This is a genomic window from Novosphingobium olei, from assembly GCF_012927405.1.
GTDB lineage: Bacteria > Pseudomonadota > Alphaproteobacteria > Sphingomonadales > Sphingomonadaceae > Novosphingobium > Novosphingobium olei.
Genome location: NZ_JABBGM010000020.1, coordinates 17,880 through 29,214, shown reverse-complemented (window position 1 = coordinate 29,214; position 11,335 = coordinate 17,880). Strand labels below are relative to the sequence as shown.

17 protein-coding genes are annotated in these 11,335 nt (G+C 66.3%); 3 read left to right on the top strand and 14 right to left on the bottom strand.

Going from position 1 to position 11,335, the window contains the following annotated elements:
* Positions 1 to 158: 158 nt before the first annotated feature.
* From HHL27_RS21370 to HHL27_RS21355, 4 genes are all read right to left on the bottom strand, one after another.
* Positions 159 to 674 (bottom strand): Ros/MucR family transcriptional regulator, encoded by a 516-nt coding sequence (locus HHL27_RS21370; protein WP_039336863.1) that lies wholly within the window; start codon positions 672 to 674, stop codon positions 159 to 161.
* Between the two features lie 117 nt (positions 675 to 791).
* The gene (locus tag HHL27_RS21365) at positions 792 to 1,349 is read right to left on the bottom strand and encodes a hypothetical protein (protein ID WP_169495403.1); all 558 of its coding nucleotides are present in this window, start codon (positions 1,347 to 1,349) and stop codon (positions 792 to 794) included.
* A gap of 499 nt (positions 1,350 to 1,848) precedes the next feature.
* Positions 1,849 to 2,184 (bottom strand): single-stranded DNA-binding protein, encoded by a 336-nt coding sequence (locus HHL27_RS21360; protein ID WP_169495402.1) that lies wholly within the window; start codon positions 2,182 to 2,184, stop codon positions 1,849 to 1,851.
* A gap of 479 nt (positions 2,185 to 2,663) precedes the next feature.
* A complete protein-coding gene (locus HHL27_RS21355; protein WP_169495401.1) occupies positions 2,664 to 3,008 on the bottom strand; it encodes a thermonuclease family protein in 345 nt (114 codons plus the stop codon).
* A gap of 313 nt (positions 3,009 to 3,321) precedes the next feature.
* Between HHL27_RS21355 and HHL27_RS21350 the strand changes: the two genes are divergently transcribed.
* Positions 3,322 to 3,510 carry a hypothetical protein gene (locus tag HHL27_RS21350; protein ID WP_169495387.1) on the top strand — a complete coding sequence of 63 codons (189 nt, stop codon included), beginning with the start codon at positions 3,322 to 3,324 and terminating at the stop codon, positions 3,508 to 3,510.
* Between the two features lie 22 nt (positions 3,511 to 3,532).
* Here the strand turns inward: HHL27_RS21350 and HHL27_RS21345 are convergent, their stop codons facing one another.
* The gene (locus HHL27_RS21345; protein WP_169495406.1) at positions 3,533 to 4,222 is read right to left on the bottom strand and encodes a pentapeptide repeat-containing protein; all 690 of its coding nucleotides are present in this window, start codon (positions 4,220 to 4,222) and stop codon (positions 3,533 to 3,535) included.
* 133 nt (positions 4,223 to 4,355) lie between these two features.
* Positions 4,356 to 5,189, bottom strand: coding sequence for a DUF3800 domain-containing protein (locus HHL27_RS21340; protein ID WP_240960205.1), 834 nt, complete (start codon positions 5,187 to 5,189; stop codon positions 4,356 to 4,358).
* 230 nt (positions 5,190 to 5,419) lie between these two features.
* On the opposite strand from HHL27_RS21340, the gene HHL27_RS21335 reads away from it, so the two are divergent.
* Positions 5,420 to 6,652 carry a DUF1173 domain-containing protein gene (locus tag HHL27_RS21335; RefSeq protein ID WP_039336873.1) on the top strand — a complete coding sequence of 411 codons (1,233 nt, stop codon included), beginning with the start codon at positions 5,420 to 5,422 and terminating at the stop codon, positions 6,650 to 6,652.
* Between the two features lie 6 nt (positions 6,653 to 6,658).
* On the opposite strand, the gene HHL27_RS21330 is transcribed toward HHL27_RS21335, so the two are convergent.
* The 6 genes from HHL27_RS21330 to HHL27_RS21305 all read right to left on the bottom strand — a co-directional run bounded on the left by HHL27_RS21330 (position 6,659) and on the right by HHL27_RS21305 (position 9,762).
* Positions 6,659 to 7,162 carry a hypothetical protein gene (locus tag HHL27_RS21330; protein ID WP_039336874.1) on the bottom strand — a complete coding sequence of 168 codons (504 nt, stop codon included), beginning with the start codon at positions 7,160 to 7,162 and terminating at the stop codon, positions 6,659 to 6,661.
* A gap of 87 nt (positions 7,163 to 7,249) precedes the next feature.
* Complete coding sequence (locus tag HHL27_RS21325) at positions 7,250 to 7,762, bottom strand: hypothetical protein (protein WP_039336877.1); 513 nt, start codon at positions 7,760 to 7,762, stop codon at positions 7,250 to 7,252.
* Positions 7,763 to 7,807: 45 nt separating this feature from the next.
* Positions 7,808 to 8,299 carry a hypothetical protein gene (locus tag HHL27_RS21320; RefSeq protein ID WP_039336880.1) on the bottom strand — a complete coding sequence of 164 codons (492 nt, stop codon included), beginning with the start codon at positions 8,297 to 8,299 and terminating at the stop codon, positions 7,808 to 7,810.
* Positions 8,296 to 8,637 (bottom strand): hypothetical protein, encoded by a 342-nt coding sequence (locus HHL27_RS21315; protein WP_039336882.1) that lies wholly within the window; start codon positions 8,635 to 8,637, stop codon positions 8,296 to 8,298. Before HHL27_RS21315 ends, HHL27_RS21320 begins: the two co-directional genes overlap by 4 nt.
* Entirely contained in the window at positions 8,624 to 9,088 is a 465-nt protein-coding gene (locus tag HHL27_RS21310; protein ID WP_039336883.1) for a hypothetical protein, read from the bottom strand. Before HHL27_RS21310 ends, HHL27_RS21315 begins: the two co-directional genes overlap by 14 nt.
* Positions 9,089 to 9,141: 53 nt before the next feature.
* Complete coding sequence (locus HHL27_RS21305; RefSeq protein ID WP_039336885.1) at positions 9,142 to 9,762, bottom strand: SOS response-associated peptidase; 621 nt, start codon at positions 9,760 to 9,762, stop codon at positions 9,142 to 9,144.
* Between the two features lie 97 nt (positions 9,763 to 9,859).
* Between HHL27_RS21305 and HHL27_RS21300 the strand changes: the two genes are divergently transcribed.
* Positions 9,860 to 10,051: a DUF6771 family protein gene (locus HHL27_RS21300; protein WP_039336886.1), complete on the top strand. Its 192-nt coding sequence runs from the start codon at positions 9,860 to 9,862 to the stop codon at positions 10,049 to 10,051.
* Between the two features lie 11 nt (positions 10,052 to 10,062).
* Here HHL27_RS21300 and HHL27_RS21295 read toward each other — a convergent pair whose 3' ends face one another.
* Both HHL27_RS21295 and HHL27_RS21290 read right to left on the bottom strand, forming a co-directional pair.
* Positions 10,063 to 10,419 carry a hypothetical protein gene (locus HHL27_RS21295; RefSeq protein ID WP_039336887.1) on the bottom strand — a complete coding sequence of 119 codons (357 nt, stop codon included), beginning with the start codon at positions 10,417 to 10,419 and terminating at the stop codon, positions 10,063 to 10,065.
* 162 nt (positions 10,420 to 10,581) lie between these two features.
* Positions 10,582 to 11,100, bottom strand: a complete 519-nt coding sequence (locus HHL27_RS21290; RefSeq protein WP_169495400.1) for a DUF736 domain-containing protein — start codon at positions 11,098 to 11,100, stop codon at positions 10,582 to 10,584.
* Between the last annotated feature and the right edge of the window lie 235 nt (positions 11,101 to 11,335).

Below are 11,335 nucleotides of genomic sequence, written 5' to 3'. Positions count from 1 at the left end.
ACGGCGTCTTGCACTTCCAACTCCCTTGATCGTCCAAATTATGAGCGAAACACAATGGACAGGTTTATCGCCTGCAAACCATTGAAACTAGGACACAAGACACGAATTGGTGTTGATATATGTAAAATTAAATCAAAGACTTGGAGGAAATCAGCGGCTCAGCTGGCGTCTGTCGAGCCGCAGGCAACGCCGAGCTTCTTGCGTTTTGCCGGCGCGGCGTCGGCCTTGGGCCGCGCTTTGGGTGCCGTTTTGGGCGTCGCATTGGCCTCAGCCTTCGGGCTCTGGCCGGGCCTGCGGCCAAGGCCGATCCTGACCGCAAGCTCCTTGCGCTTGGCGGCATAGTCGGGCGCGACCATCGGGTAATCGGCAGGCAGGCTCCAGCGCGCCCGGTACTCGGCGGGCGTCAGGCCATGCTCGGTCCCAAGATGGCGCTTGAGCATCTTCATCTTGTCACCGCATTCGAGGCAGGTGACTGCGTCGGGCTTGACCGAGGCACGCACCGAGACGGCGGGTTTCAGCTCCTCTTGAGCCGGTTCCGGCGCCCGTCCAAGCGCGGCAAGCGAAGCGTAGACCGCTTGGATCAGGCCCGGCAGGTCCGCGGCCGCGATCGCATTGTTGCTGACATGGGCAGACACGATATCGGCGACATGATCCAGCAGTGCTTCGTTTTCCATGCGGGCGAGACCTTTCCAATCCACGGATCGTGGGTTCCTAGGCGATAGTTCGCCACCACGCCATAGGAGCATCGCCGGGGTGCGCCAGGCCTGACCTGATGCTCGAAGTGCGAAGGTTCAGGCCGCGAAGAGTTCGCCCTGGGGATTGGCAGCGCCCGGGCCCTGACGCCGCAGCGGCGCGGGCTTGCGCAGCAGCGCAAGCACAGCCGGCTTGATCACATAGACCGCATGGCGTCCGCCGCCGCGGTTCTTGTGGTTGGTGGCGTAGCCCGCATAGTGCCGGCTCATCAGCCCGGCGCGGACCAGATCGGAAATCGCGCGGCTGACATTGGCGCGGCCAACCGCCTGGACCTGCTCCTCGACCGCGGCCTCGATGCGCACCGCATCACGAACAGCGTCACCGGTCAGTTCGTGCTTCAGCGCAGCGGCCACGCGCGCGCGCAGCGCCGCCCGCCGTGCGGGCTGTTCGCTCATCGGCAAGAGCTGGGAGCAGAGCCATTCGCGCAGAAGCACCGGCACACCGCCTAGCGCCACGAAGGGTCCGGCTTGGCCTCGCCTGTCGGCAATCTCAGCGACCAGCTGGAGGACAAGAAACGCGTAGCGGGGGCGGTTCGAGGCTTCGACCAGGACCGCGTAGATCCCACCGACGCCAGTGATTTCTTGGGCTCGTTCCATCGATCAGTATTGAGCACAAAAGGTGAATCCTGTGAATCCCCTTTGTGCCCTGCCCTGTCGTTTGTCGCCCGTGACACTTCGCCCGGAGCCCGCTCGTGACATGTGCGGCCGAGCGTGCTGCCCTTGCCCCGCAACCACGTTCGTGATCGTATAAGCGTGATCGATGATCGCGCCCGTCTGCGCATGTCACGAGCGCAGCGCAACGTGACACTCTGCCCTCGGGCAGAGTGTCACAGATGCCATGCCCGAAAGGGCGCCAGCTGCCGACGCGGTTGGCAAAAAAAGGGGCCGGCTTGCGCCGACCCCTTGGAAAGTTTTGGGAGAGGATGCCTAAAAGGCACCCCCGATATGAGCCGGCACCCACCATGCTGCAAGTGCGAAACAGACGCTGCGGGTTGCCTTTTTCGCAACTGGTGTTTCGCCCGTCGCAGCGACAGCATGCGTGCTTGGGGGGCCTAAGCCCGATGGAAGGCGGCCGTGCCGCCTCCCGGGCTCGGGTTCAGAGGAAGAGCACTTCCTCGGCGACGATCTCGACCGCGTAGCGTTCGACGCCCTCGCGGTCGGTCCACTTCGAGTAGTGCAGCCGGCCCTGCACCTCGACCAGGTCGCCCTTCTTCTTGTGCTTGGCGACCGAGGTGCCGAGGCCGTTGAAGGCGGTGACGCGGTGAAACTCGGCGAGGGTCTCGGTGTAGCCGGCCTCGTTCTTGACCGTCTTGCCGTCGACCAGCCTGGGGCGGTCGGTGACGAGGGTGAACGACGTGATCGCCGTCTCGCCGGCGTGGCGGGTTTCGGGAGCGGCGGTGATGCGGCCGATCAGGATGACGAGGTTCTTCATGGGTATCTCCGTGGCTTGAACTCGGCGGAACCGCCCGCCGATGAACACCACAGGCAGGGCCAAAGGCCCGGGCCCGCACCGAACGTCATGTGAGGGGAACCCAAAAGCGAGGAGTGGTGCGGCAAGCCCGCAGGGCTTCACGGTCCGCTGCTTTTGGGTTGCGGCCAGGGACTTGCCCTGCAGGGTTCATCGGCAAACGAAGGGCGGTTTCGTCAGGTCAGGCCCAGCGGATCCTCGCAAAGGTCAGACCCGTCAGCCTCAGCCATTTCGCCAGACCCTGCTCTCACCCGCCAGCGCCCGCGGCAGCAGGCATTGCCTTCCTAAGCCCCCGCTCCATGCGAGTCAGAGACGCGTGGGGTCACACGAGGCCGCAACCAGCTCCTCTCCGTCCAGCGCCATGCGCTACGGCAAGGGTCTTGGTCAGATGCGCAAGCTGGCACCCACAGGCGGGCAAGGCTCGCCCCCCTCGAAAAGGAAGCTCAGCGCCAGGGCCTCGCGAGGCCTTGCGCGACCAGATAGTCACCGGCGTCCAAGCCGTTCACCGAGACCGTCGCAAGTGTTCGTCCATAAGGGTCAGTACCAAGCCGCGTGATCATGACCCGCCCGCGCGACAGCAGCCGCGTCAGAGCGACGCGCGAGGCTTCGCCCGCGGCAAAGTCACACCAGGCATAGGACCGCCTCCGGTCCTGGCACTTGGGGCTGTCAGGCAGTTCAGGTGCATCGATATTGGCGATGCGGACACGCTCGCGACCGCAGCGGATCGTGTCGCCGTCGTGGACGGAAGGAGCGAGGCAAAGGGCGGCGGCAGCAAGAACAATCGGCATGGGCCGGAACCTAGCGCCCTCGCCCGCCCGCGCCAACCAGCCTTGCCGCATCTTCCCGCTGGCCCCGATCGTCACCCGCAGGGCTGGCATCCATGCCGGCGAGCTTGGGTGGGCGGCGGTGCGACAGCGCCGACGTGCGCCCTAGCGAGTAGAGCGGGTTGCCCCCAGCCCGCGCGGGGCGCGGGCGCCGGGGTGCCCCTTTCCCCTCTCCACCTCGCCACATCCCAGCAAATCCATTATGAATGCGCTCCAACGCGACCTGTCCGGCCCCGCTGCCGCAGGCAGAGCCGCCGAAGGGAAAGGTTCCCGGCCCATGACTGACCCACAGATGATGCCAAGCGCCCTGCAGGTGGCGCACGCGATGGCGCAGGTCCTGCGCACGAAGCTTGCGGTGTTCGATGCTGAAGAGATCGTGCTCACGCGCGAGGAAGCCGCGCTGTGCCTCGGCCTTGCCGAAGGCGTAAGCGAGCACTTGGACAAGGACGAGCGCGCCGCGGACTGAGGCAAACGGTCCCGCCCTGCTGCTATCGGACGTTGAGCCCCAGTTCGCCCAGCAATTGCCCGGCCTGCTCGCGCGAAATCGTCGCCCCGCGAAACAGCCCGGCATCGACGAGGCGCAGCCCGCCGAGGTCGGCACCGCGCAGGTCAGAGCCGTCGAAGCGCGATCCCGCCACCATCGCCTCGCGCAGCGAACAATCCTCGAACGCCGTCATGCGAAAATCGCCCTTGCGCAGATCGGCACCGGACAGATCGACCCGGCGCAGGCTCTCCTTGCGGAACGAGAAGCCGGGCAGCTTGGCAGAGACCAGCAGCACTTCCTCGAAGTGGATGTGCATGGCGCGCGCCTCGGTGAAGTCGGCGCCGGTAAGCTTGGAGCCGGTGAACCGGCTCGAAGTCAGGCTCGCGCGGCGCATCGAACAATTGTTCCAGTCGCCGCCGACGAACTCGGCTTCGCTGAGGTTGGCGCCCGAGAAATTGGCGAACGGTCCCCGGCAGCCCTGCCAGACCGTACCTTCAAGCTTTGCTCCCGTCAGATCGCTGCGCCGCAGGTTGCAGCGTTCGAAGCGCCAGCGGGTAAGGTCGAGCCCGGAGAGGTCGGCCTCCTCGAGGTCGCAGTCGACGAGTGTGCGCGGGGCGCTGCCGATCAGACGCTCGATGTCGCTGCGCGCTAGCGTTGCGCCGGCGATGGGCTGCGAAGCGAAGAGGTCATCCATCACGCGCCCGGTCGCCACGCGCCAGCTCGGGCGGGTTGGCACAATGTTCCCGTTGTCAATTGGCCGGGAGTGCGCATATAGGGAGCACAAGTGGACTGGGGGTTCCCGGTCGGCGTCATAGCCTCGGTGAGTTTCATCGGGGCTTTTCGCTTATTTGGGGCGGGAAAACCTTGAGCCCCCAGTTTTCATAGCCGCTGCCGACATTCTCGCGCCCGCCGTCGCAATAGAACTTGCGGGTCAGGACCTCGAAGGCGCGATTGTCCTGGCTCGGCCGCAACACACTCATGCCGATTGGCCTCGCCACCAGGTCTGCGAGCTGGAGCCCGGACGAGTTCGCCTTCTTGTCGGCAAAGACAATCTCGAATGGCAGGGGCGCCCCCAGCTTGTTCTCGCCGTCGCAGATCCTGCGGAACTCCAGTTCGAGGTCCTTGTCCTCCTTCTTGCCGCGGCACTCGAAGACCACGTGGGTCTTCTTGGCGTTCTGGTTCTTCTCGATGAGGAACTCGTAGAGCGTCTCAAGGCAGAACCCGAGGGCGAGATGATAGGGGTTGTCGCGTTCGACATCGCGCGCGCCGAGCCGGTGCTTGTCGATCACGCAGCTGATCAGGATGAAGTTCGACTTGTCGATGATACCGCTGAGGCCATCGATGAAACCCAGCTTCTCGGCTTCGTTAGCGAACTTGAAGGGGCCGGTTTCCTTGCGAATTTCTCGCTCGTGCAAGATCACAATGTCGTGGCCGAAATGGTTGAACTTGAACTTCTCGAGCGCCGGGACGACCTTCTCGCTGTAGTGCTTCTTGTAGAAGACGCAGAATGCGAGGACGAACAGCGGATAGTTGGGATCGACGGTCTGCATGCCGTGATCGCCGCTTTCGTCGACATAGACGATGAAATTGCTGAAGCGCCCGGCAGGCGTAGTGGCGCTCTTGCGGTCTTCGACCACCGGGTCGAGATCGAGATCGAACAAGGAAATTGCTGGTCGGATGCCGTCATCGCGCAGTGATGCCAGCGCGGACCGTGCAAGCCAAGCCGGAGCGCGGTTTTCCACACACCACCCCCGTGCATAGCAAGCCTTGCCGCGCCCTTAAGGCCAGCATAGACTGACTCACGCGAGCCCACCCGGGGCCGCGTAAAACGAAGGAGATGCGCGAGAGGTCGAACGGGCAGCGTCGATCGCGAGAAATTGGAGATACCCCAATGATCCAGCGATACCGTGTGCTCGGCCGCAGCGTGGTCGAAGGCGATGAACTTCAGCACGTGCTGCGCGAAGCCTACGAGCGCAAAAGCCCGGTCCATTGCGAATGCCGCAAGGGAAACGAACTCCCCCTCTACATTTCGCACCGGCAGAATGGCTACGTGCTCGCGCGCTGGCCGGGCTCGGGCGCGCGCCATGCGACCGCCTGCGATCACTACGATGCGCCCGATTACCTCACCGGCATGGGCCAGGTGCGCGGGAGCGCGGTCATCGACGATGAGGCGAGCGGCGAGACCAGCCTGAAGCTCGGCTTCCCGCTCTCGCGCGGAGCCGCGCGGCTCGCGCCGGCGGCGCTGACCAACGACAAGCCGACGGTGAAATCGTCGGGCCAGAAACTGTCGATGCGCGGGCTGCTCCACGTCCTCTGGGACCGGGCCGAACTCAGCCACTGGCATCCGAAGATGGCGGGCAAGCGGACCTGGTTCGTGGTGCGCCGCGCGCTGCTCGAGGCGGCGGCCAGTTGCCGGGCGAAGCAGGAAGCCCTGCCCCACGTGCTGTTTGTGCCCGAGAGCTTCAAGGTCGAGGAAAAGGAAGAAATCCGGGCCCGGCGCCGCGCGGCGCTGGCCCGAGTCTATGCCTCGCGCGACGAAATGATGGTGGTGGTCGGCGAGATCAAGGAGATCGTTCCCGCGCACGGCGCCGAAAGAATTGTCTTGCGCCATGTCGGCGACATGCCCTTCGTGATGGACCAGGACATGGCGAGGCGCTTCCACAAGCGGTTCGCGGGCGAGCTCGCGCTGTGGCAGGCGCAGGATGGGCCGAACGGCAAGTGCGGCCACCTTGTTCTTGCCGGCTCGTTCGCGCGCCGACGCGAGGGCACCTTCGACCTCATCGAGGTGGCGCTGATGCCGGTGACGAGAGAGTGGCTGCCCTACGAGACCAGCGACGAGCGCTACCTCGTCGGCAAGGCAGTCGCCGAGAAGCGGCGCTTCGTGAAGGGCCTGCGCGTCAATCTCGATCACGATACGCCGATCGCCAGCCTGGTGCTCAAGGACACCGGCGAGGAAGCCAGCGCCATCCACATCCACGACCGCGACAACGAGTTGGCCGAGCCATTGGAAGCCCTGCTCGCCGGGCAAGGCGTCGCGCACCTGCTGTGGAAGGAAGGCGAGCCGCTCCCGGCCCGCGTCAGCCGGCCGCCGCGGCGAGGCTGGCAGGCGCAGCAGGCCGCCTGAGCGGCGTCAGTCGCCCGCGCGAGGCAGCGGCCTCAACGGCAGCAGATCGAGACGCCGGGGCGTGTCGCTAGCCGCGCGCAGGGCTTCGAGCCGCGCCGCGACCTCGCCCTCGTGTTGGGTGATCTCGATGCGGTTGAGGCCGACGATCGTCCAGACCGCGAGCTCGGGCCGCTCGGTCACGTGGACCGAGTAGGCGATGGGGAGCTTCTCGGGATAGAGCCAGAGCAGCAGCACCGGGAGCGCGGCGAGGTTTGGTTTGCCGTCGATCACGGCGAGCGTCATCACGCCCTTGTCCCGATCGTACCGGCAGGTGAACCCGAGCGGCTGCGGGTGCCCGGCAAGGCCGAGGATCGTCTCGCGTGGCCGAGCCCCGAAGACCGCCTCGAGCTCGGCGGGCGGCTGAGCCTCAGCGTTCTCAGCCACCTCGGCGAGGAACAGTTCGACCGCGGCAAAGCGCGCGGCTTCCTCGCGGGTGCAGGCAAGTTCGAGAGTGAGCGTGATCGAGGACATGGCTGGGACTTTCGCGTTGCCGCGCGCCAACGCGTCCCGTTGCCAAGGCAAGGGATAGAACGGCGGACGCGCGCGGAATTGAACGGATCAGAGAACGAGGTGACGCTCGACGTGGGCGCGTGTCCGCGGCCTCTGGAGGTTGAAGAGGGGGACGCCGTGGCTGGCGGCAATGCGCAGCGCCTGGCCGGTGCCGCCCGAGGGCTCGCCGTCGGCGGTCCAGCAGAGCACGAATTCCGCAGGGCGATCGAGTGCGGGGCCCAGCACCTGGAACACGTTGCGGGTGTGGAGCGCCTGGACGAAGGCCGAGAGCCCGGCGAAGGCCGGATGGTGCACCGCCGCGATGGCACGCGCCCTGCCCCAGAGCTCGTCACCGAGCGTGTCGGGATGGAATTCGCTTGCCGAACCACGCCAGCCCGCCTCCGGCAGAAAGATCTGCGCATCGCGGCCTGCCCCGCGTTCGAACGCGCTGTCGGCGCCGATCGCGTGGCCCGAGCGCAGGACATAGCCGCGCTTGGTGAGCGCGAAGGCGGCGCGGGTCATCAGGCTGAGGATCACGGGCGGCGTGGAGCGCGCACCGATCCCGGCATAGAAGCGAGGCATGGGCTTGGACTCCCTTTAGGAACGCCCAGCTCCAGCCCCCTCCCCTTACCCGCTGTCAGCCGCAGCGACCGTGGCTGGACCGTAGGCGGCGAGCAGATTGCGGTGGAGCACCGCGTTCTCAACGGGAAAGAAGCTACCGTCGGCGCCCGGTCGGGTGATCTGGAGCGCGGCGGCGATAACCTCGCGGAATGGGCGCATGACTGCGCGCGAGCCCTCGTAGGTCACCGGCTGCGGAAATCCCGCCGCGATCCAGGTAACCGGTTCCACAAGGTCGTCGATCCAGACCTGCGCGTCTTCGGGCAAGGGCAGTTCCGCCGAAACCAGCCACAAGGTCTGGTATGTCCCGAAATCATGAACATTGGCGACGAGGGCGAAGCCGAGCGGCAGGGGCGGCTCGGCGTTGAGGGCAATGATCGCGGCCTTGTAGGCGAGCAGTTCGAGCGTGTTGGCCGCGGCGAAGTCCGCGCATATCCCAAGCTGCGCGCAGCGCTCGTCGGCGGGACCTGCGCCGAGTTCGAGAATCCGGTGCCGGCTCATGACGCGGCCCCCTCGAGGCCGTCCGGATACCAGGCGAGTTCCGCCGCGTGCGGATGGGCAGGCTCGAATTCGGCGATGCGCGCATGGGTGATGAGACCCGCACGGTCCCTCAGCCCAACATAGCCGCCGTAGAAGCGGCTGCCCGCAGCGACGAACTGGGCGTGGACGTCGTCGCACACCGCCTCGGTGACGAAGAAGCCCGGCACGCCGGCGATATGCGCTGGCGGCAGGACGCCGAGCATCTCGTCGAAAAAGGCCTCGCTCACCCGCGAGAGCGGAAAACTTGCGAGCACGGCTTCGCGTGAGGAGGCCAGCAGGGAGGCATCAGCTACCGTCATCGCTCGCACCTCCTGTCACCACGAAGGCCGGGATGGTCAGCTCGGCGCGGCCCATCTCGCGTTTGAGATCGCGCAGCCGGGTGAAGCCGTTGATCCATGATGGCGGGAAGAGGACGTATTCGTCTTCACTCGCGGTGTAGTCGCGCATCGGCCCTTGCCCATCGAACAGGACAATTTCGGGGAGGAAGGCGCCGAGGCCCCCACCCGACCAGCGGCGGAACGGCAGGCCATGGTCGGCGCAGAAGGCATCGATCGCGGGGATTTGTCCGCCATTAAGCTCGGTGCCATAGAGCTCGAGCGGCTCGCCGCCGGGCAGTGCCGCAGGATCGAACGGTTCGCCATCCCACTCGGTGCGCAGGTCATAGTCGGCCGCGTGCGCGGCGAAGGCTTCGAGATGTTCGCGCGGCAGTGCGCCGCCGATGGTGATGTGGACGGGGGCTCGGTCGCCCATAGGCTTGGGTCCTTTCGCTTGGGTCTGATCCGACCGGCGAAGCCCCCCTCCCCTCAGCCTGACGTCGCCGCGGACCTCCCTGCCCCCCAGCGCTCGGCCGTGCGATCGACGACGAGTTCATTGGAACAGGTCTGGCACAGCGCGAAGGCTTCGGCGGATGTGCCCGCGAGCCACTGCTCCCAGTCTTCTCGGGCGAGGACGACGGGCATGCGGTCGTGTACGTCGGCCATCTGCGCGCTGCCATCCACCATGACCATCGAATAGGCTGCGCCCCACTCCTCGGTCGGGCGCCAAATGCCGGCAACGGCAAAGACCTCTTCGCCCGCCAGTGAGTACCAGGTCCGGGTCATCTGACCCTTGACGCCCTCGGCCTCGGCCCAGGCGGTGCCGGGGATCAGGCAGCGGCGGCGCTCAAAGCTCGGCCGCCAGAATGCAGTGCCGAGCTTGTCCTCGCGCGCGTTGTTGACCGGCTTGGGCTTCAGCGGGTGACCGTTCCTGCCCTTCAGGACAAGCGGAAACCCCCAGGTCATCACCTGCGTCTCGCCCTCGGCAACAACCAGGCCGGGATAGCCCGGATAGACCTCGGCGGCGAAGTTCGCGCCTGCGCCGCCGCGCGCACCGAACAGCCGGGCGATTTCCGCAGGGGCCTTGGTCATGCGGTACAAGTTGCACATGCCTTGATGCTCGGCGGACCGCCCTGCCCTGTCAATCGGCACGAGCAGCAGCGCCCGCCATCTTGCAAATGTGTTCCCTCTATGTTCTCTTGCGCGCATGGAACGAATCGATACGTCGGCTGTCGCTCATGCGATCCTGGACGCCCCGGGCTGGGCGCGGGTCGGGATCACGGCCCCAAGCTCCTGCCTGCGCGAAGATGCCGCGCTCGAACTCGCCCGCGTGATCGCCGATGCGGTCGACGCGCCGGCGAGTGCGTCCTCATCTGAGCAGTCGACCCTGCCGCTCTGACGCGCGCCTGCTCAGCCCGCCGGGCGGGCCAGCAGCGCCTCGATTTGCGGGTCGAGGGGAAATCCGAAACGCCGGGCGATCTCGGCGGCGTGTTCGAAGTCGGCAGCGCTGACGTGGAGCGAGCGGGCGAGATCCGCGAGCGTCTCACCCTCGCGCGGCGCGGAGAGGGCATGGAGATGGCCATGCGTGTGCGTCACGGCAAACGGCCAGGTCATGGCGACGCCGACCACCTCCTCGGCAAGCACGACCAGCGTGTCGCCGGTGCGGATGGCCTCGTCGCACTGGACCGCGTCATAGGCATTGCCAGTGCTGGCAAAGGCGTGGTGGCGCCGGGTGGTAAAGGCGAAGCGTTCGCTGTCGGTCAGCATGTCTGGTCTCCGGGTATCCCAATGCAAATGAAGAGGCGGAACGCCGGGCGGGGGGCAGTGCCGACGTTCCGCCTCAGGCCGCGCGGGGGGCTTATCCGCGGCCTTTGCACGTGGACGGGGACCCGCTTGGGGTCCCCGCCGGTTGGAGTTGGGACAAGCCGATCAGGCGTCGACGAGCGCCGGCAGCGCGCCATCGTGTTCGGCGCCGTCCTTGGCACCCACCCGGCCGCGCTTGGCGGGCGGGGTCGCGGTGCTGTCGCCCAGACCGTCACCGGCCTGTTCTTCGCTGCGGTCGCCGCCGGCATCGTCAGCCGGGAACATGTCGCTCTCGCCGTATTCGGCCGAACCGAGCTGGGTGCTCCGACGGCGCGGACGCTGCCAGGCCACCGCCATGGTACCATCCTCGCGCGGGAAAGCGGCGATGTAGAGCGGCTGCGCCATCGACGGATCGTCGATCTTGCCCTGGTAGAAGCTCTCGCCGGTCGAGTTCGAGGAGAGCTCGAAGAGCGCGCCGACGATCACCCAGCGGCGCTGGTCGTTGAGCGCGACGATCTCGAACTTGGGCGCGCGGGGGTTGCTGGAGGTCACCGGCCGCAGGCCGATGGTGCGAGTGATGGTGAGCGTTTCGACAGAGCCGATCAGCTGGCCGTTGGCGTTCTTGCGGATTTCACCGATGTTCATGGACGTTCTCCTAGGTGGATCGATTGCGATCGAACCCCTTGTTCGATCACTCTCTTCCCACCCCCCTTCCCTCCCGGCCGTCAGGCCGAAGCTGCGGGCACTGCCCGCAGGGGTGTCGATCCGATACCGAATAACCGACTTCGCAGGAGACACTGCAGGTGCGAAGCGGAGAGGGTGGGAGCCCCGCCGTTTTAATGGGGACTTAGGGTCACACGCCGTGCCTTTCGCGCCTCTT